A 24,857-nucleotide genomic window follows, 5' to 3' on the forward strand; every position below is an offset into this window, starting at 1 on the left:
TTGAGACGATCGGTCGCCGCGACCATCTTGGGACTGCCGCGTTACGCCTTACCGACCACAGGATCGCCCGATGAGCTTCGCCGACCCCACCACCCTGCCTGACGACCTGATCAAGGACGGCTCCGACGCCAGCTTCATGGCCGATGTGGTCGAGGCCTCGAAGACCCAGCCGGTGCTGGTCGACTTCTGGGCCACCTGGTGCGGACCGTGTCGGACGCTGACGCCGATGCTGGAGAAGGCCGTTCGCGCCGCCGGTGGGGCGGTCAAACTGGTCAAGATCGATGTCGACAAGAACCCGGCCTATGCTGGCCAGCTGCGCGTGCAGTCGATCCCCACCGTATACGCCTTCGTCGACGGCCAGCCCGCCGACGGGTTCCAGGGCGCGGTGCCTGAGAGCCAGCTCAAGGCTTTCATCGACAAACTGTCCGGCGGGACCAGCGCCAACTCCGATATCGAGCAGCTGATGTCGATGGGCGAGGAGTCGCTGTCGCTGAACGACCTCGGCGGGGCCGCCCAAGCCTTCGCCCAGGTGATGACCCTCGAGCCCGGACACGAGGGCGCCATCGCCGGCATGGCCCGCGTCTATCTGGCCGACGGCGACCCCGAACAGGCCCGCCAGACCATCGCCATGGCCCCGGCCGATTCGAAGAATGCGCAGGTCCAGTCGATCCGGGCCCAGCTGAGCCTGGCGTCCGCCGCCCCGGCGAGCGCGAGCGCCGAGCTGGAGGCGAAGGTCGCCGCCGATCCCTCCGACCACCAGGCGCGCTATGATCTGTCGCTGGCCCAGGCCGCGGCCGGCGACCTGAAAGGCGCGGTCGACAGCCTGTTGGCCATCGTCGCCGCCGACCGCGAATGGAACGATCACGCCGCGCGGAAACAGCTGCTGACCGTATTCGAGGCGGCCGGCGCGTCTTCAGAGGTCGCCCGCGACGGCCGCCGCCGTCTCTCCTCCATCCTGTTCGCCTAGGGGGTTGCGATGGCGCAGGGCTATCACAGGGCCGCCGACCTGCCGCAGGTCATCCCGGTCTTCCCCCTGCCCGGCGCCATTCTGCTGCCACGCGGCCAGTTGCCGCTGAACATCTTCGAGCCGCGCTATCTGAACATGATCGACGACGCGATGGCCGGCGACCGCATCATCGGCATGATCCAGCCCCGGCCCGGCGCACGCGCCGCGCCCGGGCTGTCGCCGGTCGGCTGCGCGGGACGGATCACCAGCTTCGCCGAGACTTCGGACGGCCGCTATCTGATCACCCTGACCGGCTGCGCCCGCTTCCGCCTCGGCAGCGAACTGCCGAGCCAGTCGCCCTATCGCCAGGTGCGCGCCGATTTCACGCCGTTCGAGGCCGATCTGGCCCCGCCGCCCGTCGACGACGTCGGCCTGGACCGGGAAGGCCTGCTGGACGCCCTGCGTGCCTATCTTGAGACCCGCGGTCTGGAGATTGACTGGGACACCGCCGAGACGGCGCCGCCCGAGGCCTTGATCAACAGCTTGTCGATGGCCCTGCCGTTCGAACCGGCGGAGAAACAGGCATTGCTTGAGGCCGCCAGCCTGACCGACCGGTCCAGCGTTCTGACGGCCCTGATGACCATAGACGCGGCGGAAACCGGCGACGGCGACGCCCCTTCGATGCAATAGTGATGTGATGAGCGACGCCTTCAACACCCCTGCCTCGGTCGATCCGCGCCTGCTGGAAGTGCTGGTCTGCCCCGTGACCCGGGGCCGCCTGACGTATGATCGCGAGCGCCAGGAACTGGTCTCGAAAGGCGCCAGGCTGGCCTTTCCGATCCGCGACGGTGTGCCGATCATGCTGGCGGACGAGGCCCGCAGACTGGACTAGTCAGAGCGCTTCGCCCCTGAGCAGGCGCGGCAGGTCGCCCGTCGCGCCGCCGGCTTCGTGCATGAAGGCGCGGCGCAGGGGGGCGATGCGGTTGACGGCGGCGATGCCGAGGTCCCGCGCCAGCCGCACGGGGGCGATGTCGTTGGAAAACAGCCGGACGAAGCCGTCAAATCCGGCCGCCAGCGCTGCATTGTCGAAGCGCCGCCAGCGGGCATAGCGGTCCAGCACCGTCTCCGAGCCGATGTCCTCGCCCAAGCGCACCGCCTCGACCAGCACCTCGGCCAGGGCGGCCGCGTCCTTCAACCCCATGTTCAGGCCCTGCCCCGCGACCGGATGCACCGCATGGGCGGCGTCGCCGATCAGGGCGACGCGCGGCGCGGTCAGCTGTTCGGCCAGCTGAAGCGACAGCGGATAGACGAACCGGGGTCCGACCACCGAGACGTCGTCGAGGAAATCCCCGAACCGGCGCATCAGATGGGCATGGAAGGCCTCGTCCGAAGCGGCCTTCAGCGCCTCGGCCCGTCGCGTCGTCTCGGTCCACACCAGGCTGGCGCGCTGCTCGGTCAGCGGCAGGATGGCGAAGGGGCCCGAGGGCAGGAAATATTCGTGCGCCACATGGCCGTGGTCGCGGCCCATGGCGACGGTGGCGACCACGCCGCTCTGGCCATAGCCCCAGCCGACCGTGTCGATGCCGGCCTCGCGCCGAACCCGCGAACCGCGACCTTCGGCCCCGACCACCAGCGGGGCGCGCAGCTCGGCGCCGTCGGCGAGGGTCACCGTCGCCAGACCGGGACCGGTCCCGACCCGGTCGACCGAGGCGGGCGCGCGGACCTCGATCTCCGCCGCCGTCACCGCCTCGCTGAGGGCGACGCGGATGCGCCGGTTCTCGACCATATAGCCGAGCGGCTCGCCATCGGTGCGCTCGCCGATCTCGTCGGCGTCGAAGCGCAGGAAGGCGGAGGAGGCCGCCGGCGACGCCGCCCCCGGACGCCGTCCGTCCGTCACGAGGATGCGGTCCATGCGGCAGGCGTACGGGCGCAGGCCCTCGCCGACGCCGAGCGCGTCGAGCATGCGGAAGGTCGAGAAGGCGATGGCGGTGGAGCGGCCGTCGAAGGTCGGCGCCAGCTGGGCCGGGAACGGCTGCGGATCAACCAGGACCACCTTGAGCCCGCCCTGGGCGGCGGCGAGGGCGAAGGTCGCGCCCGCCAGCCCGGCGCCGGCGATGATGACGTCGTAGTGGTCGGTCTCGGTCATGCGCCGGTTGTCGCGCCGGCGGGGCGCGAGGTCCAGTGCGACCTGTTGCCTGCCGCCTAAAGTAAACAGCCCCTTAACCCTGTCCGGGCGACAACGTTCGGAGTCTCGCCACTGCCGGAGTCCGCCGCCGCATGTCCGCCGCCCTCGCCCTCGGCAATCGCGCCTTCGAGAGCGCCCGCATTGTCTGGGCCGCGCCGTTCGCGGTGCGCTTCCGGGGCGTGCTGCAGGCCTTGCTGGCCGCCCTGCTGCTGGTCGCGCTGATCTCGTGGAATCCGGCCGACCCTAGCCTCAACGCCGCCTCTTCCGTCGAGCCGACCAATTGGCTGGGGCTGAACGGGGCCCTGTTCGCCGACCTGTTCATGCAGTCGCTGGGGCTCGCCGCCTGGCCGGCCGCCCTGCTGTTGATCGCCTTTGGGCTGGCCGGGGCTATCGGCGACGCGATCCAGCAGCGTCTGAAGCCCACGGCATTGAAGATTTTCGCGGCCACGGGCGGGGTATTCTGCCTGTCCGCCGCCCTGTCCGCCCTGGCCCAGCCCGCCGCCTGGCCTCTGGCGACCGGTCTCGGTGGATTGTGGGGCGACGCCCTCGTCGGCCTCGTGGCGCTCGCCTTCGCGGCGCTGCGCCTGCCCGGCGCGGCCATCGCCGCCGGCGCGGTCTTCCTGGCGTTGGGCCTGTGGAGCGTCGGCTACGCCATCGGTCTGCGTGTCGCCGATCTGGGCGAGGCGGTCGACTGGGCGCGGGGTGCGCGCCGGGCGGGCCCGCCGCCGGCCGCCGCACGCCGAAGCGCGAAGGCCCCGCCCCGGCCGCGGCCCGCGCCGGAGCCCGAGAGCTACGACCCAGCCAGCCCCGACCCCGACGACGGTCCGCCGTGGCGCGAGGAGGCGCCGGCCCCCGCCCGTGGCGCGCCCGAGCCGAAAGTCGCCGCGGTCAAGGCGCCGAAAGCCTCGAAACGCGACGCCGACGACAGCCAGGCCGCCTTCGACTTCGCCAAACCCTCGACCGGTTTCGACCTGCCGCCGCTGGCCATGCTGACCAAGCCGGCCAAGCGCGTCGCCTCGGTTGACGAGGAGGCGCTGAAGCAGAACGCCAAGATGCTCGAAGGCGTGTTGCAGGAATTCGGCGTGCGCGGCGTGATCGACCAGATCCGCCCCGGCCCGGTCGTCACCCTGTACGAACTGGTTCCCGCCCCGGGCGTGAAGCATGGCCGCGTCGTGGCTCTCAGCGACGATATCGCCCGTTCGATGTCGGCCCGCGCCTGCCGCATCAGCGTCGTGCCGGGGCGGAACGCCATCGGCATCGAACTGCCCAACGCCAAGCGCGAGACCGTCTATCTGCGCGACCTGCTGGCCTCGGCCGAATACGACAAGCCGGCCCATCTGCTGCCGCTGGCCCTCGGCGAGTCGATCGGTGGCGAGCCCTATGTCGCCGACCTGGCGCGCATGCCCCACCTGCTGATCGCCGGCACCACCGGCTCGGGAAAGTCGGTCGGGGTCAACGCCATGATCCTGTCGATCCTGTACCGGCACAGCCCGGCCGAGTGCCGCTTCATCATGATCGATCCCAAGATGCTGGAGCTCAGCGTCTATGACGGCATCCCACACCTGCTGGCCCCGGTCGTCACGGATCCGAAGAAAGCGGTCGTCGCGCTGAAGTGGACGGTGCGCGAGATGGAGGATCGCTATCGCCGCATGTCCAAGCTCGGCGTGCGCAACATCGCCAGCTACAACGAGCGCGCCCGCGAGGCCCAGGCCAAGGGCGAGCATTTCGAGCGTACGGTCCAGACCGGCTTCGACGACCAGGGCCGGCCGGTCTATGAGTCCGAGAAGATCCGTCCCGAGCCCATGCCTTATCTGGTCGTGGTCATGGACGAGATGGCCGACCTGATGCTGGTCGCCGGCAAGGACGTCGAAGGCGCGGTGCAGCGGCTGGCCCAGATGGCCCGCGCCGCCGGCATCCATCTGATCATGGCCACCCAGCGCCCATCGGTCGATGTCATCACCGGCACGATCAAGGCGAACTTCCCGACCCGGATTTCTTTCCAGGTCACCTCCAAGATTGACAGCCGCACCATCCTCGGCGAGCAGGGCGGCGAGCAGCTGCTCGGTCAAGGCGACATGCTCTACATGGCGGGCGGCGGTCGCATCACCCGTCTGCACGGCCCGTTCGTGACCGACCAGGAGGTCGATGAGGTCTGCAAACACCTGCGCGCCCAGGCCGAGCCCGACTATCTGGACCTGATCACAGACGATCCGGACGGCGACGGCGACGCGGCCTTCGGCGACGAGGGCGGCGGCTCGGGCGACGACCTCTACGACCGCGCCGTGGCCGTGGTGACCCGCGACCGCAAGGCGTCGACCAGCTATATCCAGCGCCGTCTGCAGATCGGCTACAACCGCGCCGCCTCGCTGATCGAGCGGATGGAGCAGGAGGGCGTGGTCAGCCCCGCCAACCACGCCGGCAAACGCGACATCCTCGCGGGTCCGCCGCCGATGTAGGCGGCTCCGGGCAACGGACCAGGGCCCGCGGCGTTAGGAAGAGCCGCCGTTCGCCGGGAGGAAGCTGAACAGGGCTTCATCGCAGCGCCGGAATATGGTCAGGCTCGGGTCACGCCCTCGCCAGACCGACCCGGCAAGACGGCATTCTCAACCATCCCGAACGGGAGAAGACATCATGACCGTCTCACGCCGCGCTTTCGCGCTCGGAACCGCCGCCGTCGCCGCCGTCGCGGCCCTGCCGGCCCACGCCCAGTCGAATCTTTCGGCGGAAGACCGCGCCGTCCTGGCTCGCGCCCAGACCTACCTTCAAGGCCTGACCTCGGCCGAGGGAACCTTCGTCGAGACCTCGGGCGCCCAGCGCCGTCAGGGCCGCTTCTATCTGCAGCGCCCCGGCAGGATGCGGTTCGAATACACCGACCCGGCCGGCCTGCTGGTCGTCTCGGACGGCTCGAACGTGAAGCGCTACGATCCGCGCCTGAACGTCTTCCGCCAGGTGCCGCTGGGCCAGACGCCGCTGTCGACCTTCCTGGCCCGCACCGTCCGCCTCGATCAGGGCGTGCGGATCGACCGCGTCACCCGGATGGCCTCCGGCGCCTTCGCCATCACCGCCCGCGACAACCGCCGGCCCAACGACGGTTCGGTGGTCCTCGCCTTCGCCGGCGATCCGGTCCGGTTGCAGGAGTGGACCATCATCGACGCCCAGGGCGGCCGCACCCGCACCCAGCTGACCACGCTGCGCCCGGCCTCGGGCCTGTCGGCCAGCCTGTTCCAGTTGCGCGATCCGACCACCCGTCCGCGCCGCAACTGATCTCCCCCGCCGCGCGAGTTCACCTTGACATTTTTTGCCTGGCGTGTTGTTTTAGTCACAGATCGGCGGGAGCCGGTCTGACCCGCTACGGATTTCATCCCCTTCCCGGCGGCGAGAGAGACGAACCTGAAACGCCCGGCCCGCAAGGACCGGGCGTCTCTTTGTCCGGAAGGGCGCTATCGCGGGCGACGCGGTCGCTCGTTGCTTGAGCGCGGCACGGTGGGCCGCAGTCGCATCGCCTGCTAGAGCCCTCTCATGCTTCGCATAGCCACCTGGAACATCAACTCCGTCCGCCTGCGCGTCGATCAGGTCGCCCGCTTCGTCGCCGAAAGCGGGACCGACGTCCTGTGCCTGCAGGAGATCAAATGCCTGGAGGACCAGTTCCCCCGCGCCGCCTTCGAGGCCATGGGCCTGCCGCATCTGAAGATCGGCGGTCAGAAGGGCTGGCACGGCGTCGCCATCGCCAGCCGCAAGCCCATCGCCGAGGCGCCCCGCCTCGACGTCTGCCGTGAAGGTCACGCCCGCTGCGTCGCCGCCGACGTCGACGGGGTCGAGATCCAGAATTTCTACATTCCCGCCGGCGGCGACGTGGCCGACCGGAAGCTGAACCCGAAATTCGATCACAAGATGGATTTCTACGAGCGGCTGACCGCCGAGATGGCGGGCCGGGACCAACAGCGGCCGCTGGTGCTGGCGGGAGACTTCAACATCGCGCCCGGAGAGAACGACGTCTGGAACCACCGCTACATGTCGAAGATCGTCAGCCACACCCCGCTGGAGGTCGAGACCCTGCGCCGCCTGCAGGCGGCCGGGGGTTTCGCCGACGTGGTCCGCGACCAGATTCCCGAGCCGGTCAAACTGGCCAGCTGGTGGAGCTACCGCGCCGCCGACTTTCGCAAGTCTAACCGCGGCCTGCGCCTCGACCACCTGTGGACCTCGCCGGGTTTGACGCCCGCCGTCGTCCCGGCCAGCGCCCGCATCCACGACACCGTCCGCGAATGGACCCAGCCCAGCGACCACGCCCCGGTCACGATGGATCTCGACGTCTAGCCCGGCCCCCTAGAAGGGGAAGAAGATCGGGATCGCCACCATGGCGGCGGCCCAGGTGACCAGGTTCAGCGGCACCCCGATCCGGACGAAATCCATGTAGCTATAGTCGCCGATCTGGAACACCAGCACATTGGTCTGGTAGCCGAACGGCGTCGCAAAGGCGGCAGAGGCGGCCATCATGACCCCGACGAGGAACGGCCGGGGGTCGACCCCCAGACTGGCCGCGAGCGCCACCGCGACCGGCGTGATGAGGACCGCGACGGCGGCGTTCGACAGCAACTCCGTGGCGAACAGCGTCACACCGTACAGGATGATCAGCGCGCCCAACGGCCCGAGCGGCCGGATCGCCCCGATCAGCAGCTCGGCTCCCTCGCCGGCCAGCCCCGTAACCTCGATGGCCAGACCCACGACCACCATGCCGGCGATGAGCAGCAGAACTTCCGGCCGCAATCCGGCATAGGCCTCCTCCGGGCTGACGACGCGCAGCAAGATGAGGATGACCGCCCCCGCGAAGGCCGAGGCGGCGATCGGGGCGATACCCAGTCCGGCCGCGGCGATGACGGCCAGAAAGACGCCGAGGGACAGGAAGGCCCGTTTGGCTTCGAACGGCCGGTCAGCCGCGGCGAAAAGCTCCGCGTCCCCCAACAGTCCGTCGCCGGTTTGCTCATGGGGCTGGACCCGGGGGGCGCCCGCGTCGGCCCCACCCAGCAACCGGCCGCCGATGAAATACAGGTAGGCGCCGCCGAACGCCGCGATGACCAACGCCACCGGCGTGATCTCGAACAGGGTGAACACCGGCTGGCCCGCATTTCGCGCCATGTCGTTGACCAGCAGGTTGGTAGAGGTGCCGATCAGCGTACAGGCGCCGCCCATGATCGAGACATAGCTGAGCGGGATCAGAAACCGCTTCGGCGAGAGGTTCATGCCCGCCGCCACGTCCTTCACCACCGGAGCGGCCAGAACCACGATGGGCGTGTTGTTGAGAAACGCCGACGCGCCCCCGCACAACACGATCACCACCCACAGGCCCAGTTCCCCGAGCCGGGTGCACAGTTTTGTCGCTTGCCGGATCAGCAGGCCCAGCAACCCGGATAATTCGATCGCGTAGGCGATGACGAACAGGCTGGCGAGCGCGATGACGGCGGGACTGGCGAAAGCGCCCTGCACCTCGACGGGGCGGATCACGCCAAGCAGAAGCAAGGCGGCCGCGCCCGACAGCGCGGCCACATCCGACCGCAGCCGGCCGTGGATCAGGACCGCCACGACGGCGACCAGAACGACCAGCGCCGCGATTTGATCGAAATTCATGCTGACTTGAGACCCGCCGGGAACGCCTGCGTCAATGGTTTTGACGCGGGGACGACAACGCGCCGGTCTATGCTAAGGTGAGGTCATGCTTGGAATAAAGACGATTTCTCACCGCCGTCTGGCTGTTCTGGCGATGGCCGCATCCGGCGTGATGCTGGCCCAGTGCAATCGCAACGAGCCCGAGCCGGCGAGCCCGCCAGCCGCTGCGCCGGAACCCACGCCGCCAAAAGTCATCGCGACGCCCACGGCCATGAGCCGCGAGGAGTTGCTCGACGCCGTGTCCCGCGCCGCCTCCGCCTACGCCGCGGGCGAGGCCACGCAAGGTTCGGATTCGCTCGTCGGACGTCCCTTCGCCATCCGCATTCCCTTCGGATGCAACGGTCCCCAGCCGACGCCCGCCGCAGCGACGGGCGACGGCCTGGCGCGCTGGACCTGGGGCCCGGAGCAGAAGACGATTCAGCTGACCCTGACCCCCGGAGACTGGCTGAACACGGCGCTGATCGCGGGCGCGGCGGACGGTTCCGACTGGGAGGCGGTCGAGGGCTTCTGGATACCGCGTCCCTGGCTGCGCAAGGAAGCCTGTTCCTCGATCCGGGCCGACGCCCTGCAGAGCGGCGAAGTGACTCCCTCTCCGCAGACCGTCGGGCTGGCGGCGGTGTTCCGGGCCGACGAGTCCCGCGTGGGTCGCCGCAACGGCCGGGCCTACGCCTATACGGTCCGGCCCGACGGCGACTCGCCCCTAGCCGCGCCGGCCGGCGGATATCGGGCTGTGCTCGAGGGCCGGCTCGCGGCCTTCCCCGGCGGGCGAGCCATACGCTGCCGGGCTTCGGGCCCCGACCAGCGGCCAGTCTGCGTGGCGGCCATTCAACTGGACCGCGTCGCGTTCCAGACCGCCGACGGCGAGACGCTCAGCGAGTGGCGGCCGGGTTGATCACGGCTGCAGCCGGTATCCGCCGGCGTCGGTCAACAGCAGGCGGGCCTGACCCGGTTCCGGCTCTATCTTCTGACGCAGGCGATAGATGTGGGTCTCGAGCGTGTGGGTCGTGACCCCGGCGTTGTAGCCCCACACCTCGGTCAGCAGTTCCTCGCGCGATACGGCCTTGGCCCCGGCACGGTAGAGATATTTGAGGATGCTGGTTTCCTTCTCGGTCAGCCGCACCTTGCGCCCGCCGTCGTCGACCAGCACCTTGGCGGCGGGGCGGAATTCGTAGGGGCCGACCCGGAAGACGGCGTCCTCGGACTGCTCATGGCTGCGCAGATGGGCCCGGATGCGGGCCAGCAGAACCGCGAATCGGAAGGGCTTGGTGACATAGTCGTTCGCGCCGGACTCGAGGCCCAGCACCGTGTCGGCGTCCGACACCTGGCCGGTCAGCATGATGATCGGGGTCGAGACCCCGTCCTTACGCAGCAGCCGGCAGGCTTCGCGCCCGTCCATGTCGGGCAGGTCGACATCGAGTAGAATCAGATCGGCCCGGGTCTCCCGGCCCAGTTTGACTCCCTCGGCGGCCGTGGCCGCCTGCACCGGCCGAAAGGCCTCGTGCAGGGCCAGCTGCTCGGCGAGGGCCTCGCGCAGGTCGTCGTCGTCGTCGATGATGAGGATGGTCTTGGGCGTGGGCATGGATACCAGAATGGAGAGCGTCGGACGTTCCGCCAAGGGTTGGACCTGAAGCGGAGCGGTTTTCAGTCCATAGAGGGCGTTTCGGGGCGGTTTCGTTCCCCGAACAGCGCCGACCCGAGCCGCACATGGGTCGCGCCGAAGCGGATCGCGGTCCGGTAGTCGCCGCTCATACCCATCGAAAGCGTATCGAGCCCGTTGCGGCGCGCGATCTTGCGCAGCAGGGCGAAATGCGGACCGGGCGCCTCGTCCGCGGGCGGAATGCACATCAGGCCCTCGACCGACAGCCCCTTGTCGCGGGCGTAGGCCACAAGAGCGTCGGCGTCCCGCGGCAGGACCCCCGCCTTCTGCGGTTCGGCCCCGGTGTTGACCTGAACCAGCACGCGGACTGTCCGCCCCCCCTTGGCGGCCGCGACGGCGAGAGCGTCGGCCAGCCTGGCGCGGTCCAGCGTCTCGATGACGTCGAACAGGGCCGCAGCGTCAGCCGCCTTGTTGGTCTGCAGCGGCCCGATCAGGCGCAGCTCGAGGTCGGGGACCCGGGCGCGGAGATCGGCCCAATGGGTCTGCGCCTCCTGAACCCTGTTCTCGCCGAACACCCGCTGCCCCGTCGAGAGAGCGACCTCCAGGGCGTCCCTCGGCTGGGTCTTGGTCACGGCGGTCAGCACCACCGCCTGCGGCGACCGTCCGGCGCCGCGGCAGGCCTCCGCGATGTCGCGGCGCACACCGGCGAGGCGTTCGGCGACCGTGCTGGACGTCCGGGCGGGATCGGGAGAAGAGGAGGCCATGAACCGGTCCGCGGCGAGTATCCTGTGGGAGACAGCCAGCGTCCTCGCACGGGACGCGGCCGATGTCAGCCGCACGTCCGCCCGTCCGGGCCCGAGCCTGCCGCCCCTGCTGTTCTTCACCGACCCCGAACGCACGCCCCGCCCGTGGGAGACGGCCGCGCGTCTGCCGCCGGGCGCGGCGGTGGTGTTCCGGTCGTTCGGCCAGCCGGACGCCCATGAAACCGGCCTGCGCCTGCGCGAGGTGACCCGGCAGCGCGACGCCCTGCTGCTCATCGGGCTGGACGCCGAGCTGGCCGCCTTGGTGGAAGCCGACGGCGTCCATCTTCCCGAGCGGGCGCTCGGTCTGGCGCCGGAACTCGCCGCCGCCCGGCCGGGCTGGCGGATCACCGGTGCCGTCCATTCTGCTAAGGCGCTCGCCGGCGCGAACGGGCTGGACGCCGCCGTGCTGTCGCCGGTGTTCGGGGCGGGCGGGGCCTCGGCTGACCGCCCGCCGCTCGGCCTCGACGGGTTCGAGGATCGGGTGCGGGAGGCGACGATCCCTGTTTATGCGCTGGGTGGTATCGACGCCGCCAATGCGGGGGCGCTGATCGGCACGGGCGCCTGCGGGCTGGCGGGGGTGTCAGCGATCCGGGCGGCGTTCGGCCCGGACTAGAAGCGGAAGATCGATTCCAGACGGAAACGCGGCGCCGTGCGGCGTTCCGTTTGCGGGGGGCTGGCCGGATCGGCTTCAGGTTCGGCCAGACCGGCCGCGGCGCCGACCCGCAGGCGCGGATTGACCCGGTAGTAGGCGCCGGCCTCGACGTCGCCGAGATTGCTCTCGCGCCCGACCGGCTGGCTGAGGTTGAGATCGAGACCCCAACGGCCTCGCTCGGTGAAGCGGAGGCGCGATTGTCCCGGATTGGCCGCGGACCGGGCGGTCTGGGCTTCGGTCAGGCTGACGGCGGGCGCGCGGCTGCGCGCAGCGGCGGTCTGGGCCGAAGCGGCGTCGGCCACGACGAGGAGCGCGAGGCCCCCGGCCAGTCCAGCGATGACAGCGCCCTTGCGCATATCCTGCCCTTCACGCCGCGACGGAGCCTCCGTCACGGTTCTCGCCAGCGATTAGACACCGCTGGTCAGCCCGGTCAACGAAACGTGGCCTTCGACCCATGGTTCCGCGCAACTCTACGGGACTCCTGTGGCGCGAGCGTCACGCGTCGAAGTCGCGCCGGACGGGTTGTCGCCGCCTGATCGCCGGCCTGTGGCCCCAGTGAAGAGACTTCGCCTTGTCATCGCCCCTTTTGACCGTGTTATAGAGCGTCGCTTCGGCATTTCGACCCTGTGGGCGAGCCGGCGCGTGCGCGGAAGGTCCGCTGTACGTCTTGATGGAATGGAGAGTCTCGATGGTGCTGGTTCGCGGCGCAGCGATCGCCCTGATCGCCTCGGGTCTGATGCTGGGCGGATGCGGCGGGATCCCGGGCTTTGGCGGCGGGTCCAAACCCGCGACGGGGGCCCAGACGGGCATCGGCGTCAACGCCTTCCTCTGGCGCGCCACGCTGGACACGCTCAGCTTCATGCCGCTGGCCAGCGCCGACCCGTGGGGCGGCGTCGTCAACTATGACTGGTACACCGATCCCCAGACCCCGAACGAGCGCTTCAAGGCCACCGTGTTCATCCTCGACACCCGTCTGCGCGCCGACGCGCTGAACGTCACGGTGACCAAGGAAGTCCGCGACGCGACCGGCGGGTGGGTCGGCGCTCCGGTGGCCGCCCAGACCGAGACCGATCTCGAGAACGCGATCCTGACCAAGGCGCGCCAGCTCAACCTTTCCACCGCCCGCTGATCCCTTCTTCCCGACCACAGCCTCCTCAAGGCCGCGCCCTTCAGGAGCCGCCTGAAAGATCGCCGTGGCCCGATACGAGCCCAAGACCGCAGAACCCCGCCAACAGGCCCGCTGGGCGGAGGCCGACGCCTTCCGAACGCCGACCGCGGAAACGGGAAGGCCGAAATACTATGTCCTGGAGATGTTCCCTTACCCGTCGGGGAACATCCACATGGGTCACGCCCGCAACTATGTGATGGGCGACGTCGTGGCCCGGTCGAAGCGGGCCCAGGGCTTCGACGTGCTGCACCCGATGGGCTGGGACGCCTTTGGCCTGCCGGCCGAGAACGCCGCCATCGAGCGCGGCGTCCATCCCGGCGACTGGACCTGGTCGAACATCGCCACGATGCGCGAACAGCTCAAGCTTCTCGGCCTGTCGCTCGACTGGTCGCGCGAGTTCGCCACCTGTGACCCGGCCTACTACGGCAAGCAGCAGGCCTGGTTCCTGGAGTTGTTCCAGCGCGGCCTCGTCTATCGCAAGGACTCGGTGGTCAACTGGGACCCGGTCGACAACACCGTGCTGGCCAATGAGCAGGTCGTCGACGGTCGCGGCTGGCGCTCTGGCGCGGTGGTCGAGAAGCGCAAGCTGAACCAGTGGTTCCTGCGCATCACCGATTACGCTGACGATCTGATCGAGGGGCTGAAAGAGCTGGAAGGACGCTGGCCCGACAAGGTCCGGCTGATGCAGGAGAACTGGATCGGCCGTTCGAAAGGGCTGCAGATGACCTGGCGCTGGGCCGGCGACGCGCCCCGTTCGGCTCCGGATGGACTCGAAATCTATACGACGCGTCCCGACACCCTGTTCGGCGCCTCTTTCATGGGCATCGCCCCGGACCACCCGGTCGCCCGCGCCATCGCCGAAACCAGCCCGGACGCCGCCGCCTTCATCGCCGAGTGCCGCAAGGGCGGTTCGACCCAGGCCGAGATCGAACAGGCCGAGAAGATCGGCTTCGACACCGGCCTGAAAGTCCTCCACCCGTTCGACGGCCGTGAGGTCAGCGTCTGGATCGCCAATTTCATCCTGTCGGAATACGGCACAGGCGCCATCTTCGGCTGTCCGGCTCACGACCAGCGTGACCTGGACTTTGCGCGCAAATACGATTTGCCCGTTATCCCGGTTGTGAGACCTGAGGGGGCTGGTGAAAACTTTTCTGTCGGAACAGAAGCTTATGTTGGCCCAGGCTCGATCTTCCACTCCGACTTCCTGAACGGTCTCGACATCGAGACAGCCAAGGTCCAGGCCATCGCCCGCGTCGAGGCGGCCGGTCAGGGACAGGGCGCGACCATTTATCGCCTGCGCGACTGGGGCGTCAGCCGCCAGCGCTACTGGGGTTGCCCGATCCCGATCGTCCACTGTCCGTCCTGCGGACCCGTGCCGGCGGCCGACCTGCCGGTGGAGCTGCCGAAGGATGTGACCTTCGATACGCCGGGCAATCCGTTGGACCGGCATCCGACGTGGAAGCACGTCAACTGCCCGTCGTGCGGAGCCGCGGCGGTGCGGGAGACCGACACGCTCGACACCTTCGTCGACTCCAGCTGGTATTTCGCCCGCTTCGCCGATCCGACCGCCGACGAGCCGATCTCGAAGGCCGCCGCCGACAGATGGCTACCGGTCGACCAGTATATCGGCGGGGTCGAGCACGCCGTCCTGCATCTGCTCTACGCCCGCTTCATCTCCCGCGCCCTGTCCGACGCGGGCCTGATGAACGTCCGCGAGCCCTTCGCCGGCCTGTTCACCCAGGGCATGGTCATCCACGAGACCTATCGCCGCGCCAACGGCGCCTGGGTGGAACCGACCGATGTCGAGCTGATCCACGAGGGCGGCGTTCGCTCGGCCCGCCAGTTGTCGACCGGGGAGCCCCTGATCATAGGCGACATCGAGAAGATGTCGAAGTCGAAGAAGAACGTCGTCGCCCCGCAGGAGATCGTGGACACCCATGGCGTCGACGCCGGCCGCCTGTTCGTCCTGTCGGACAGCCCGCCCGAGCGGGACGTGCAGTGGACCCCCGGCGGCGTCGAGGGCGCCAGCCGCTTTGTCCAGCGCGTCTGGGCCGAGGTTGATGGCTTCGATCCGGCCTTCGCTGGCGACGAACAGGCCAACGCTTCCCTCGTCCGCGAGACACACAAGGCCATCAAGGCCGTGTCCGAAGGCATCGCAGGCTTCCGCTTCAACTCGGCGATCGCCAAACTCTACGCCTTCGTCGCCACCGTTCGGGATCACGGCAAGGCCGGTGGCGAGGCCCGGCGGCAGGCGCTGTCGGCCCTGCTGCGACTGGTCGCGCCCTTCACGCCGCACCTCGCCGAGGAAGGCTGGACGCGGCTCGGCGAAGCAGGGATGATCCTTGATGCGCCGTGGCCTGAGTATGATCCGGCGCTGGCGGCCGACGACGAGGTCATTCTGCCCATCCAGGTCAACGGCAAGCGTCGCGGCGAGATCCGCGTCGCCCGCGGGCTGGAGCCGGCCGAGGTCGAGGCCATCATCCTCGCCGACGCCGACGTGCAGGCGCGCCTGGAGGGTCAGACGGTGAGGAAGATCGTGGTGGTCAAGGACCGCATCGTCAATCTGGTGGTCGGGTGATGGGCGCGCGGGCCGCGGCGCTTGTCTCGTTCGCGGGACTGATGCTCGCCGGTTGCGGCTTCACGCCGCTGTACGGCGAGACCGGGGTCGGCTCCAGCCTGTCACGCATCGCCGTCACCACCCAGGACGACCGCCTCGGTTACCGGTTGCGCGAACAGCTTGAGGATGCGCTGGGTCGCGACGCCTCCCAGGCCCCCCTGTGGCGGCTCGAGACCACGGCGGAACAGACCCGCCGCCCGCTCGGTCGACGGATCGACGCCACCGCGACCCGCTACGAACTGACCGTGCGGGGTTCGTGGACCCTGACCCCGGTGGGGGGCGGTCCGCCCCTGTCGGGCGTCCAGACCGTGACCACCACCTATGCCGCCGCCGACCAGCCCTACGCCGCCATCGCCGCCCAGCAGGACGGTGAGGACCGAGCCGCGGCCGGGCTGGCCCGCCAGATCCGGCTGGAGCTGCTGCGGGCCCTGCCGGACCATCCATGATCCGCCGGCCATGATCCTTGCGAAACGGCCCGAGGTCGATCGCTTCCTCAAATCGCCCGACCCGGCGGTGCGCGCCGCCGTCATCCACGGCAAGGATCGCTCCGGCGTGGCCGAGCGCGCCACGCTGCTCTGCAGGGCGATCACCCCCGACCTCAACGACCCGTTCAATGTCACCGTCCTGACCGACAGCGACATCGACGGCGACGAGACGCGGCTGGACGAGGCGTTGACGGCCCTGTCGATGATCGGGGGCCGCCGGCTGGTGCGCGTGCGGCTCGGGTCCGAGAAGGCCTCGATCGACAAACAGGTCGCCGCCGCCCTCAAGGCCCACGCCGAGGGGGCCTACAACCCCGACGCCATGCTGGTGATCGAGGCCGGGGCGCTGGGGCGCGACTCCGCCCTGCGCAAGGCGGCGGAGGCGTCCAGCGCCGCCGTGGGCATCGCCTGCTACGAGGACGAAACGGGCGACGTGGCCCGGATGACGCGCGAGGCGCTCGCCGCCGACAAGGTCGGCCTGACCCAGGACGCGCTGGACCGCTTCGTAGCCCGCCTGCCCCGCGAACGCGGCCTGATGCGGCAGGAGATCGAGCGATTGGCGCTCTACATCGGCCCCGGCTCGGGCAAGACCATCGACGTCGCCGAGCTGGAGCTGCACCTCGGGGTCGAGCCCGACGCCTCCCGGCAGGACGCCGCCCTGCAGGCGTTCGGCGGTCGGCCCGCCCCGGCCCAATCCGGACTTCGCCGGGCCCTCGCCGAGGGGGAGTCGCCGGTGATGGCGGTGCGCCAGGCCTCGATCCATCTCGGCAAGCTGCGCCGCATCAATGTGCTGCAGTCCAACGGCGCGGGCGCCAAGGAGGCCGCCAAGGCCGCCGGCGTGTTCTGGAAACAGGAGGCGGAGATGCTGCGCCAGGCGCGCAGCTGGCGACTCGAGGACCTCGACAAGGTTCTGGACAGCGTCAACGCCGCCGACATCGCCACCAAGACGACCGGTTCCCCCGACCAGCTGATCGCCGAACGCCTGCTGCTGGAAATCTCGGCCCGGGCGCGACGGTTGGGCCTTTAGCTAGCCCCGCTTCGAGGCTTTTCGGAAGGCCGGCTTGGCCAGGGCGACATTGCGCGCCTTCTGGGCCTTCTCTTCGGCCCGCTGCCCGCCCTGAAGGCCGGTATGGGCCGGTCCGCCCGCCGCCCGCTTGGCGGCGAGCGCCTTTTTCATGGCTTCGGCGGTCGGATTCGCGGGCTTGTCGGTCATCCGATCATCCTCGCACGGTTCTCTCAGCCGCGCATCAGGCGACGGCACAGCTCGTCCAGCTGTTCCAGCGTGCCGTAGCGCAGGGTCAGTTCACCCTTGCCGCCGCGATCCGCCAACTGGACCTGAAGACCCAGCGCGTCGGTGAGGTCCTGCTCCAGCGCCGCGATGTCGGCGCCGCCTTCGCCGCCGCTGCCGCTCGACCGCGTCTTCGCCTTGCCGGGCTTCGGTCCCTCGGCGGCCCGCCGCGCCATCGCCTCGGTCTGGCGCACGTTGAGGCCCTCGTTGACGATCTGCTCGGCGAGCGCGGCCGGGTTGGGGGCGGTGATCAGCGCCCGGGCATGGCCCGCGCTCAACTTGCCGTGCCGCACATACCACAGCACCTCCTCGGGCAGCTGCAGCAGCCGCAGGGTGTTGGCGACATGGCTGCGGCTCTTGCCGACCACGCCAGCGACGGCGTCTTGGGTGCGGCCGAACCGCTCCATCAGCATCCGATAGGCGTCGGCCTCCTCGAGCGGATTGAGGTCGGCGCGCTGCACGTTCTCGATGATCGCCACCTCGAACACGGCGATGTCGTCCATCTCGCGGACGATGACCGGAACCTGGCTCAGGCGCGCCAGCTGGGACGCCCGCCAGCGACGCTCGCCGGCCACGATCTGCCAGACACCGTCCTGGTTCGGCTGCGGCCGCACGAGGATGGGCTGCAGCACCCCCTTGTCGCGGATCGACTCGGCCAGTTCGGTCAGTTCCGTCTGGTCGAAGATTTTGCGCGGCTGATCCGGATTGGGTTTCAACGACTCGATCGGGGCCATCTGGACGCCCGACGCCGCGACCGAGCCGTCGATCGGCACGGCCTCCCCCGCCTGTTCCCCCAAAAGGGCCGACAACCCCCGGCCCAGACCGCGCTGACGTTCGCTCAAGAGACTGATTCCACTTCGAAAGTTTTCATCACGCGGCCTGCAACCGCCGGGTCTTCTCGCGCGCCACCACCTCGCGGGCGAGGCGCAGATAGGCCTGACTGCCGGCGCATTTCAGGTCGTAGATCAGGGCGGGCTTGCCGAACGAGGGCGCCTCCGAGACCCGCACGTTGCGGGGGATGACCGCCTCATAGACCTTGTCGCCGAAATGCGAGCGTACGTCCGCGGCGACCTGGCCCGACAGGGCGTTTCGTCGATCGTACATGGTCAGCACCAGCCCCTGTATCTCCAGCGACGGATTGAGGCTCTGCCGCACCATCTCGATGGTCTTCATCAGCTGGGTCAGGCCTTCGAGCGCGAAGAACTCGCACTGTAGCGGCACCAGCACGGCGTCGGCGGCGGCCATGGCGTTCAGGGTGAGCAGGTTCAGCGACGGCGGACAGTCGATCAGGACGTAGTCATAGCGGGCCTGCCCCTCGGCCCCCTGCCCCCCCAGGGCGTCCCGGAGGCGATAGGATCGACGGTCGGCCTGGCTCAGTTCGATTTCCACCCCGGACATGTCGGCGTCCGCGGGAATGATATGCAGGCCCGGCACCGCCGTCGGAACCGCAGACTCGTCGACCGAGCGGCCGTCCACGATGACGTCGTAGATGGTCACCCGCCGTGTTTCACGTGGAACACCCAAGCCCGTGGACGCATTGCCCTGCGGGTCCATGTCGACAATCAGCACCTTCTCGCCGATCGCGGCCAGGGCCGTGCCGAGGTTGATCGCCGTGGTCGTCTTGCCGACCCCGCCCTTCTGGTTCGAGACGGCGAGGACGCGAGTCTTACCGGTTGTGGACACGGCGGAGGCTCCGGACGGAAACGATACGGCCGCGCGGATCGCTGCGCGAGACGGAAAGGCTGCTGTCGAAATGCCAGACCTTGCGGGCTTCGATCAACTCAGCCTCGGCCTTTTCCCCCTTGAGAAACAGCCCCTGTGCGCCGCGCTGTAGATAAGGCTGTGCATAGGCGATCAGCTTCTCCATCGGCGCCACCGCCCGGGCCGTGACGACATCGACCTTAAGCCTCTGCGCCTCGGCGCGGCCGTTGATCACCGTGGCCGGAAGGGACAGTTCATTGACGACGGACTGAAGAAAGCGGCAGCGTTTGCCCAAGCTGTCGACCAGCCAGACATGGGCGTCAGAGCGGTCCTTCAGCAGGATCGCCAGCACGATGCCGGGAAAGCCCGCCCCGGCCCCAAGGTCGGCCCACGTCCGCGCGTCCCCCGCCGGCTTCAGCAGCTGGGCCGAGTCCCAGATGTGTCGGTTCCAGACGTCCGGCAGGGTGTCGGGGCCGATCAGGTTCATCACGGCATTGGCCTCGGCGAGCCGCTCGATGAAGGCTTCGAGGTCGGCGATGCCCGCCGGCGTCGCGCCGGTCAGGGTCTGGAATTCCGAGGGCGTCACGCCGCCACCCGGGCCCGCTTCACGTGCGACAGCAGCGCCGTCAGGGCGCCGGGCGTCATGCCTTCAATGCGGCCAGCCTGACCGAGAGTGCGCGGCTTGATCAGGGCCAGTTTCTCGCGCACCTCGTTCGAGAGGCTGCCGATGGTGGCGTAGTCGAGGTCCACCGGTATGGCCAGGGCCTCCTCCCGCCGCAGCGCCTCGGCGTCCGAGGCCTGTCGATCCAGGTAGCCGGCGTAGCCGGCGTCGATCTCGATCTGCTCGCGGACCTGACGGGGCCAGGCGGCGATTTCCGGGTGGGCGGATTCGAAGATCCTCAAGTCGACACCGGGGAAGGCGAGGAGGTCACGGATCGAGCGGCGCTGACCGTCGGCGTTGACGGCGATGCCCAGCGCGCCGGCCTCCCTGGGGGTGTAGGTCGCGCCGCGCACGAGCGCCGCCGCCTCGGCCAGCTGCGCCGCCTTGGCCCCGAAGACGGTCCGGCGCGCCTCCGAAACGATGCCCGCCTCGATGGCGAGGGGGGTTAACCGTTGATCCGCGTTGTCGGCGCGGAGCGTCAATCTGTATTCGGCCCGGCTGGTGAACATCCGGTAGGGCTCGGTCACGCCACGTGTGACCAGATCATCGATCATGACGCCTATATAGGCCTGGTCCCGGCCGAGGATGATCGGATCGGCGCCGGCGGCGGCGCGGGCGGCGTTCAGCCCCGCGATCAACCCCTGCGCGCCCGCCTCCTCATAGCCCGTGGTGCCATTGATCTGGCCGGCCAGATACAGGCCGGGCCGCTTCTTGACCTCAAGCGCCGGGGTCAGCTCGCGCGGGTCGACGAAGTCGTATTCGATGGCGTAGCCGAAGCGGAACACCTCGACCGCTTCCAGCCCCGGGATGGTGCGCAGGAAGGCGGCCTGGGTGGCGTCTGACACCGAGGTCGAGATGCCGTTCGGATAGACGGTCGGATCGTCGAGCCCTTCCGGCTCGAGAAAGATCTGGTGCGAGGGCTTGTCAGCGAAACGGACCACCTTGTCCTCGATCGAGGGGCAGTAGCGCGGCCCCCGACCGGACAGGTGGCCGCCATAGACGGCGCTGTCGCCGAGGTTGTCGGCGATGATCTGGTGCGTCTCGGCCGTGGTATGGGTGACGCCACAGGCGATCTGGGGCACGTCAATGCGATCGGTCAGGAAGCTGAAGGGCACGGGTTCGTCGTCGGCCGCCTGCATCTCCAGCCGATCCCAGGCGATGGTGCGGCCGTCGAGGCGCGCGGGGGTGCCGGTCTTGAGCCGGCCCATGACCAGGTCCGCCCCGCAGAGGTCGGCGGCCAGACCGGTCGAAGGCGCCTCGCCGTGGCGGCCGGCCGGGATGCGCTGGTCGCCCTTGTGAATGACGCCGTTGAGGAAGGTGCCGGTCGTCAGGACCACAGCGCCGGCGCGGAACCCGGCGCCCTCCCCGGTGACCACGCCGACCACCCGGCCCTCATCGAGGATCAGGCCCTCGGCCGTTCCCGCGATCAGGGTGAGGTTCGGAGTCGCGGCCAGCTCGGCCTGCATGGCTTCGCGGTAGAGCCGGCGGTCGATCTGACTGCGCGGCCCCTGCACCGCCGCCCCCTTGGAGCGATTGAGCAGACGGAACTGGATACCGGACACGTCGCCCAATCGCCCCATGAGGCCGTCCATGGCGTCGATCTCGCGCACCAGATGGCCCTTGCCGAGCCCGCCGATGGCCGGGTTGCAGGACATCTCCCCGACCGTTTCCAGCTTCTGCGTCAGCAGGGCGGTGGCCGCACCCGCGCGGGCCGACGCCGCCGCGGCCTCGCAGCCGGCGTGCCCACCCCCAATGACGATGACGTCGAAACGCTTCATGGCCGGGGACATAGGCGAAAACGGCCGACTTCGCCACCGGCGCCGCCGGACTGTTTCACGTGAAACGATCACTTGCCGATGCAGAAGGTCGAGAAGACTTCGCCGAGGATGTCCTCGACCCCGATGGCCCCCGTGACACGGGCGAGACTGTCGGCCGCGCGCCTTAGATCATCGCCTGCCAGTTCCGGGGAGACTTCGAGAGCAAGGCGGGCGGCTTGGGCCGACGCCAGGGCCTCGGTCAGACGCCGCCGGTGTCTCTCCCGTGTGACCGCAGGGAAATCGGCCCCGGACAGGTCTGTCGCCAGCCTTGCGGCGAGCCAGTCGTGCAAGGCGCCGAGGCCTTCGCCTGTCCGGGTGCTGACACTGATCGCGTGGCGGTCGGCCGGCGGCGCGGGGCGATCCAGGTCGGACTTTGTCAGAACCAGCAGATCTTCAGGCCGAGCGAACCGGGCGGCCGGACCCTCAGGATCACCCGGCGCCCGAACCCATAGGCGGAGGTCAGCGTGTTCCGCACAGGCGCGGGCGCGCCGGACCCCCTCAACCTCGATCGGGTCGTTACTGTCGCGCAGGCCGGCGGTGTCGGACAGGGTCACAGCGTAGCCGCCGATGACCAGGTCGGCGTCGAGCACGTCCCGCGTGGTCCCGGCGATCGGGGTGACGATCGCCGCCTCGCGGGCGACGAGGGCGTTGAACAGCGACGACTTGCCGGCGTTCGTCTCGCCGATCAGCACGATGCGGTAGCCTTCACGCACCCGCTCGCCGCGCCGGCCGTCGGCCAGAGCCGTCTGAAGATCGACGATCAGGCTGTCGAGCACCGGACCGGCGGCGCGAGCCAGGTTGTCGGGGACCTCCTCGTCGGGGAAATCGATCTCCGCCTCGACGAGGGCGAGAGCCTTGAGCAGGTCCCGGCGGAAACCGGCATAGGCCTGTGACAAAGCCCCATCCAGCTGGCCGAGGGCCTGCGCCGCCTGGGCCGTCGTCTCGGCGTCGATCAGATCGGCCACGGCCTCGGCCTGGGCCAGATCCATACGCCCGTTCTCGAAGGCCCGCCGGGTGAATTCCCCAGGCTCCGCCGGGCGCACGCCGAGCGTCACGAGTGCCTCTCCGACCGCCTCGACCACCGCGCGGCCGCCGTGGAGGTGGAGTTCGGCGCAGTCCTCGCCTGTATAGGAGTTCGGCGCGGGGAAACGCAGCACCAGCGCCTGATCGAGGGCGTGACCGTCCATGCCAAGGGCCCGGAGCGAGGCCATGCGCGGCTTGAGATTGGAAGCTCCCAGCGTCTCCAGCGCCCTCCCGGTCCCTGACCCGGAGAGGCGGATGATGGCGATGGCCCCGCGGCCCGGCGGGGTGGCGAGGGCGAAAATGGTGTCTGAAGTCACGTGTCTCGTCCCCATGCAATGCGGACGGGGACCGTGAAGCGGCGGAGGGGCGGATCGGCATCCGGCAGCGTCAGGGACTGGCCCCTCCACCATCCTTCGGATGGTCCCCCTCCCCCGCAGGGGGAGGAGACCGACCGGCTCACGGCTTGGTTGCTGCTTCCATCAGCTTGCGGAACTGATCCTGGGCCTGAAGGCCGAAACTGGTCCAGGTTTTCATCAGCTCGTCCGGCTGCATTGCGGCCATGTTCTCGTCCATGCGACGCTTCATCTCGGCGACCAGATGGTCGTTGAGCGGCTGGACATCCGGCAGGCCAAGGAAGGCGCGGGCCTCCGCCGGCGTGCAGTCTACCTCGACATTGACCTTCATGCCACCGCTCCATGTTTCACGTGAAACAGGCGCCGCTGCATCACGTGTTCATCGACTGGAAGAAGTCCGCATTGTTCTTCGACTGCCGCAGCTTGTCGATCAGGAACTCGATCGCGTCCTGGGGCCCCATGGGGTTGAGGATGCGGCGCAGGACATAGGTCTTCGCCAGCTGATCCTTCGGCGTGGTGAGCTCTTCCTTGCGGGTGCCGGACTTGAGCACGTCGATGGCCGGGAAAATGCGCTTGTCGGCGACCTTGCGGTCCAGCACGATTTCCGAGTTGCCGGTGCCCTTGAACTCCTCGAAGATCACTTCGTCCATCCGCGAGCCCGTGTCGATCAGGGCGGTGGCGATAATGGTCAGCGAGCCGCCCTGCTCCACGTTCCGGGCGGCGCCGAAGAAGCGTTTCGGCCGCTGCAGGGCGTTGGCGTCGACGCCGCCGGTCAGCACCTTGCCCGACGACGGGACGGTGGCGTTGTAGGCGCGACCGAGACGGGTGATCGAGTCCAGCAGGATAACCACGTCCTTCTTGTGCTCGACCAGGCGTTTGGCCTTCTCGATCACCATTTCAGCGACGGCGACGTGGCGGGTGGCCGGCTCGTCGAAGGTCGAGGCGATCACCTCGCCCTTCACCGTGCGCTGCATGTCGGTGACCTCTTCCGGCCGCTCGTCGATCAGCAGGACGATCAGGAAGACCTCGGGGTGGTTCTTCTCGATCGACTTGGCGATGTTCTGCAGCATCACGGTCTTGCCGACGCGCGGCGGGGCGACGATCAGGCAGCGCTGGCCCTTGCCGAGCGGCGCGACGATGTCGATGACCCGGCCCGACCGATCCTTCAGGGTCGGGTCCTGGATCTCCATATGCAGGCGCTCTTCGGGATAGAGCGGGGTCAGGTTGTCGAACAGGACCTTGGTCTTGACCATCTCGGGGTCTTCGAGATTGATCGTATCGACCTTGAGCAGGGCGAAATAGCGCTCGCCTTCACGGGGTCCACGCACGGCGCCGTGGATGGTGTCGCCCGAGCGCAGGCCGAAGCGGCGGATCTGCGACGGCGAGACGTAAACATCGTCCGGACCCGGAAGATAGTTGGCGTCCGGGCTGCGCAGGAAGCCGAAGCCGTCGGGCAGGATCTCGAGCACGCCGTCGGCAATGATTTCGACTTCCTCGTCGGCCAAGGCCTTGAGGATGGCGAACAGGAGGTCCTGCTTGCGCAGGTTGGAGGCGTTCTCGACCTCGAGGCCTTCGGCGAAGGCGACCAGATCGGCGGGCGTCTTTTCGTTCAGCTCGGCCAGGGTGATGCGGCCGTTGGGAACGATGGGTTCGCCGTCATCCTCGTCCTCGTCAGCCTCCTGGTCGACCATCGGCAGATCTGCGGCGGCGACCTCGTTGGCGGGCTGTTCGCCATCGGGGGTCCCGGTCTCGGGAGCGGTGGGATCGGTGTCGCGGACGTCGGTCATGGAAATCTTCTTCAGGCGTGCACGTCCGGGCGCACCGCGGGAAACGGCGTCGGAGCAGGCTGGCGATGTTGGCCCGGAGGCCGGCAGGGAAGGCGACGTGGGTCCCGCAGGGTCGA

General features: G+C 69.1%; 25 protein-coding genes. 12 read left to right on the top strand and 13 right to left on the bottom strand.

Annotated features, from left to right (window positions below; genetic code table 11):
* Positions 1-70: 70 nt before the first annotated feature.
* From trxA to HNQ67_RS05875, 3 genes are read left to right on the top strand one after another with little or no spacing between them, the layout of a single operon-like run.
* Complete coding sequence (gene trxA, locus HNQ67_RS05865; protein WP_183253329.1) at positions 71-967, top strand: thioredoxin; 897 nt, start codon at positions 71-73, stop codon at positions 965-967.
* 9 nt (positions 968-976) lie between these two features.
* A complete protein-coding gene (locus tag HNQ67_RS05870) occupies positions 977-1,636 on the top strand; it encodes an LON peptidase substrate-binding domain-containing protein (RefSeq protein WP_183253331.1) in 660 nt (219 codons plus the stop codon).
* 7 nt (positions 1,637-1,643) lie between these two features.
* Entirely contained in the window at positions 1,644-1,838 is a 195-nt protein-coding gene (locus tag HNQ67_RS05875; protein ID WP_183253333.1) for a Trm112 family protein, read from the top strand.
* On the opposite strand, the gene HNQ67_RS05880 is transcribed toward HNQ67_RS05875, so the two are convergent.
* Positions 1,839-3,092, bottom strand: a complete 1,254-nt coding sequence (locus tag HNQ67_RS05880) for a UbiH/UbiF/VisC/COQ6 family ubiquinone biosynthesis hydroxylase (protein ID WP_183253335.1) — start codon at positions 3,090-3,092, stop codon at positions 1,839-1,841.
* A gap of 131 nt (positions 3,093-3,223) precedes the next feature.
* Between HNQ67_RS05880 and HNQ67_RS05885 the strand changes: the two genes are divergently transcribed.
* The 3 genes from HNQ67_RS05885 to HNQ67_RS05895 all read left to right on the top strand — a co-directional run bounded on the left by HNQ67_RS05885 (position 3,224) and on the right by HNQ67_RS05895 (position 7,445).
* Positions 3,224-5,587, top strand: coding sequence for an FtsK/SpoIIIE family DNA translocase (locus HNQ67_RS05885; RefSeq protein ID WP_183253337.1), 2,364 nt, complete (start codon positions 3,224-3,226; stop codon positions 5,585-5,587).
* Positions 5,588-5,762: 175 nt separating this feature from the next.
* Entirely contained in the window at positions 5,763-6,395 is a 633-nt protein-coding gene (locus HNQ67_RS05890) for a LolA family protein (protein WP_183253339.1), read from the top strand.
* Between the two features lie 255 nt (positions 6,396-6,650).
* The gene (locus HNQ67_RS05895; protein ID WP_183253341.1) at positions 6,651-7,445 is read left to right on the top strand and encodes an exodeoxyribonuclease III; all 795 of its coding nucleotides are present in this window, start codon (positions 6,651-6,653) and stop codon (positions 7,443-7,445) included.
* A 9-nt stretch (positions 7,446-7,454) separates the two neighbouring features.
* Here the strand turns inward: HNQ67_RS05895 and HNQ67_RS05900 are convergent, their stop codons facing one another.
* Positions 7,455-8,753, bottom strand: coding sequence for an SLC13 family permease (locus HNQ67_RS05900; RefSeq protein ID WP_183253343.1), 1,299 nt, complete (start codon positions 8,751-8,753; stop codon positions 7,455-7,457).
* Positions 8,754-8,886: 133 nt separating this feature from the next.
* Between HNQ67_RS05900 and HNQ67_RS05905 the strand changes: the two genes are divergently transcribed.
* Complete coding sequence (locus HNQ67_RS05905; RefSeq protein WP_246347466.1) at positions 8,887-9,684, top strand: hypothetical protein; 798 nt, start codon at positions 8,887-8,889, stop codon at positions 9,682-9,684.
* On the opposite strand, the gene HNQ67_RS05910 is transcribed toward HNQ67_RS05905, so the two are convergent.
* Both HNQ67_RS05910 and HNQ67_RS05915 read right to left on the bottom strand, forming a co-directional pair.
* On the bottom strand, positions 9,685-10,371 hold the full coding sequence (locus HNQ67_RS05910; protein WP_183253348.1) for a response regulator transcription factor: 687 nt from the start codon (positions 10,369-10,371) through the stop codon (positions 9,685-9,687).
* Between the two features lie 62 nt (positions 10,372-10,433).
* The gene (locus HNQ67_RS05915) at positions 10,434-11,153 is read right to left on the bottom strand and encodes a YggS family pyridoxal phosphate-dependent enzyme (RefSeq protein ID WP_183253350.1); all 720 of its coding nucleotides are present in this window, start codon (positions 11,151-11,153) and stop codon (positions 10,434-10,436) included.
* Between HNQ67_RS05915 and HNQ67_RS05920 the strand changes: the two genes are divergently transcribed.
* On the top strand, positions 11,152-11,805 hold the full coding sequence (locus HNQ67_RS05920; RefSeq protein ID WP_221247766.1) for a thiamine phosphate synthase: 654 nt from the start codon (positions 11,152-11,154) through the stop codon (positions 11,803-11,805). The genes HNQ67_RS05915 and HNQ67_RS05920 overlap by 2 nt on opposite strands.
* Here the strand turns inward: HNQ67_RS05920 and HNQ67_RS05925 are convergent.
* Positions 11,802-12,200: an NtrZ family periplasmic regulatory protein gene (locus HNQ67_RS05925; RefSeq protein ID WP_183253354.1), complete on the bottom strand. Its 399-nt coding sequence runs from the start codon at positions 12,198-12,200 to the stop codon at positions 11,802-11,804. The two genes, HNQ67_RS05920 and HNQ67_RS05925, sit on opposite strands and share 4 nt — an antisense overlap.
* A gap of 332 nt (positions 12,201-12,532) precedes the next feature.
* On the opposite strand from HNQ67_RS05925, the gene HNQ67_RS05930 reads away from it, so the two are divergent.
* From HNQ67_RS05930 to holA, 4 genes are all read left to right on the top strand, one after another.
* Positions 12,533-12,973: a DUF3576 domain-containing protein gene (locus HNQ67_RS05930; RefSeq protein WP_183253356.1), complete on the top strand. Its 441-nt coding sequence runs from the start codon at positions 12,533-12,535 to the stop codon at positions 12,971-12,973.
* Positions 12,974-13,037: 64 nt separating this feature from the next.
* Positions 13,038-15,590: a leucine--tRNA ligase gene (gene leuS / locus HNQ67_RS05935; RefSeq protein ID WP_183253358.1), complete on the top strand. Its 2,553-nt coding sequence runs from the start codon at positions 13,038-13,040 to the stop codon at positions 15,588-15,590.
* A complete protein-coding gene (gene lptE / locus HNQ67_RS05940) occupies positions 15,590-16,075 on the top strand; it encodes an LPS assembly lipoprotein LptE (RefSeq protein ID WP_183253360.1) in 486 nt (161 codons plus the stop codon). Before leuS ends, lptE begins: the two co-directional genes overlap by 1 nt.
* Before the next feature lie 10 nt (positions 16,076-16,085).
* Complete coding sequence (gene holA / locus HNQ67_RS05945) at positions 16,086-17,138, top strand: DNA polymerase III subunit delta (protein WP_183253362.1); 1,053 nt, start codon at positions 16,086-16,088, stop codon at positions 17,136-17,138.
* Here holA and HNQ67_RS05950 read toward each other — a convergent pair whose 3' ends face one another.
* From HNQ67_RS05950 to rho, 8 genes are all read right to left on the bottom strand, one after another.
* Positions 17,139-17,324 carry a hypothetical protein gene (locus tag HNQ67_RS05950; RefSeq protein WP_183253364.1) on the bottom strand — a complete coding sequence of 62 codons (186 nt, stop codon included), beginning with the start codon at positions 17,322-17,324 and terminating at the stop codon, positions 17,139-17,141.
* Positions 17,325-17,347: 23 nt separating this feature from the next.
* Positions 17,348-18,241 (bottom strand): ParB/RepB/Spo0J family partition protein, encoded by an 894-nt coding sequence (locus HNQ67_RS05955; protein WP_183253366.1) that lies wholly within the window; start codon positions 18,239-18,241, stop codon positions 17,348-17,350.
* A gap of 28 nt (positions 18,242-18,269) precedes the next feature.
* Positions 18,270-19,082 (bottom strand): AAA family ATPase, encoded by an 813-nt coding sequence (locus HNQ67_RS05960; RefSeq protein WP_183253368.1) that lies wholly within the window; start codon positions 19,080-19,082, stop codon positions 18,270-18,272.
* The gene (gene rsmG / locus HNQ67_RS05965; RefSeq protein ID WP_343054832.1) at positions 19,066-19,686 is read right to left on the bottom strand and encodes a 16S rRNA (guanine(527)-N(7))-methyltransferase RsmG; all 621 of its coding nucleotides are present in this window, start codon (positions 19,684-19,686) and stop codon (positions 19,066-19,068) included. Before rsmG ends, HNQ67_RS05960 begins: the two co-directional genes overlap by 17 nt.
* Positions 19,683-21,539 carry a tRNA uridine-5-carboxymethylaminomethyl(34) synthesis enzyme MnmG gene (gene mnmG / locus HNQ67_RS05970; RefSeq protein WP_246347467.1) on the bottom strand — a complete coding sequence of 619 codons (1,857 nt, stop codon included), beginning with the start codon at positions 21,537-21,539 and terminating at the stop codon, positions 19,683-19,685. The genes rsmG and mnmG overlap by 4 nt, the downstream gene beginning before the upstream one ends.
* 68 nt (positions 21,540-21,607) lie before the next feature.
* The gene (mnmE, locus tag HNQ67_RS05975) at positions 21,608-22,918 is read right to left on the bottom strand and encodes a tRNA uridine-5-carboxymethylaminomethyl(34) synthesis GTPase MnmE (protein WP_343054833.1); all 1,311 of its coding nucleotides are present in this window, start codon (positions 22,916-22,918) and stop codon (positions 21,608-21,610) included.
* A 139-nt stretch (positions 22,919-23,057) separates the two neighbouring features.
* The gene (locus HNQ67_RS05980; RefSeq protein WP_183253374.1) at positions 23,058-23,285 is read right to left on the bottom strand and encodes a DUF6489 family protein; all 228 of its coding nucleotides are present in this window, start codon (positions 23,283-23,285) and stop codon (positions 23,058-23,060) included.
* Positions 23,286-23,325: 40 nt separating this feature from the next.
* A complete protein-coding gene (gene rho, locus HNQ67_RS05985) occupies positions 23,326-24,741 on the bottom strand; it encodes a transcription termination factor Rho (protein ID WP_183253376.1) in 1,416 nt (471 codons plus the stop codon).
* Between the last annotated feature and the right edge of the window lie 116 nt (positions 24,742-24,857).

This window comes from Brevundimonas basaltis, assembly GCF_014202075.1.
In the GTDB taxonomy this organism is placed as follows: domain Bacteria; phylum Pseudomonadota; class Alphaproteobacteria; order Caulobacterales; family Caulobacteraceae; genus Brevundimonas; species Brevundimonas basaltis.

What these genes read in the sequence shown, in the direction of transcription:
- trxA (WP_183253329.1), top strand. Translation starts at nt 71, where the DNA reads ATGAGCTTCGCCGACCCCACCACCCTGCCTGACGACCTGATCAAGGAC.
- HNQ67_RS05870 (WP_183253331.1), top strand. Translation starts at nt 977, where the DNA reads ATGGCGCAGGGCTATCACAGGGCCGCCGACCTGCCGCAGGTCATCCCG.
- HNQ67_RS05875 (WP_183253333.1), top strand. Translation starts at nt 1,644, where the DNA reads ATGAGCGACGCCTTCAACACCCCTGCCTCGGTCGATCCGCGCCTGCTG.
- HNQ67_RS05880 (WP_183253335.1), bottom strand. Translation starts at nt 3,092, where the DNA reads ATGACCGAGACCGACCACTACGACGTCATCATCGCCGGCGCCGGGCTG.
- HNQ67_RS05885 (WP_183253337.1), top strand. Translation starts at nt 3,224, where the DNA reads ATGTCCGCCGCCCTCGCCCTCGGCAATCGCGCCTTCGAGAGCGCCCGC.
- HNQ67_RS05890 (WP_183253339.1), top strand. Translation starts at nt 5,763, where the DNA reads ATGACCGTCTCACGCCGCGCTTTCGCGCTCGGAACCGCCGCCGTCGCC.
- HNQ67_RS05895 (WP_183253341.1), top strand. Translation starts at nt 6,651, where the DNA reads ATGCTTCGCATAGCCACCTGGAACATCAACTCCGTCCGCCTGCGCGTC.
- HNQ67_RS05900 (WP_183253343.1), bottom strand. Translation starts at nt 8,753, where the DNA reads ATGAATTTCGATCAAATCGCGGCGCTGGTCGTTCTGGTCGCCGTCGTG.
- HNQ67_RS05905 (WP_246347466.1), top strand. Translation starts at nt 8,887, where the DNA reads ATGGCCGCATCCGGCGTGATGCTGGCCCAGTGCAATCGCAACGAGCCC.
- HNQ67_RS05910 (WP_183253348.1), bottom strand. Translation starts at nt 10,371, where the DNA reads ATGCCCACGCCCAAGACCATCCTCATCATCGACGACGACGACGACCTG.
- HNQ67_RS05920 (WP_221247766.1), top strand. Translation starts at nt 11,152, where the DNA reads ATGAACCGGTCCGCGGCGAGTATCCTGTGGGAGACAGCCAGCGTCCTC.
- HNQ67_RS05915 (WP_183253350.1), bottom strand. Translation starts at nt 11,153, where the DNA reads ATGGCCTCCTCTTCTCCCGATCCCGCCCGGACGTCCAGCACGGTCGCC.
- HNQ67_RS05925 (WP_183253354.1), bottom strand. Translation starts at nt 12,200, where the DNA reads ATGCGCAAGGGCGCTGTCATCGCTGGACTGGCCGGGGGCCTCGCGCTC.
- HNQ67_RS05930 (WP_183253356.1), top strand. Translation starts at nt 12,533, where the DNA reads ATGGTGCTGGTTCGCGGCGCAGCGATCGCCCTGATCGCCTCGGGTCTG.
- lptE (WP_183253360.1), top strand. Translation starts at nt 15,590, where the DNA reads ATGGGCGCGCGGGCCGCGGCGCTTGTCTCGTTCGCGGGACTGATGCTC.
- holA (WP_183253362.1), top strand. Translation starts at nt 16,086, where the DNA reads ATGATCCTTGCGAAACGGCCCGAGGTCGATCGCTTCCTCAAATCGCCC.
- HNQ67_RS05950 (WP_183253364.1), bottom strand. Translation starts at nt 17,324, where the DNA reads ATGACCGACAAGCCCGCGAATCCGACCGCCGAAGCCATGAAAAAGGCG.
- mnmG (WP_246347467.1), bottom strand. Translation starts at nt 21,539, where the DNA reads ATGAAGCGTTTCGACGTCATCGTCATTGGGGGTGGGCACGCCGGCTGC.
- HNQ67_RS05980 (WP_183253374.1), bottom strand. Translation starts at nt 23,285, where the DNA reads ATGAAGGTCAATGTCGAGGTAGACTGCACGCCGGCGGAGGCCCGCGCC.
- rho (WP_183253376.1), bottom strand. Translation starts at nt 24,741, where the DNA reads ATGACCGACGTCCGCGACACCGATCCCACCGCTCCCGAGACCGGGACC.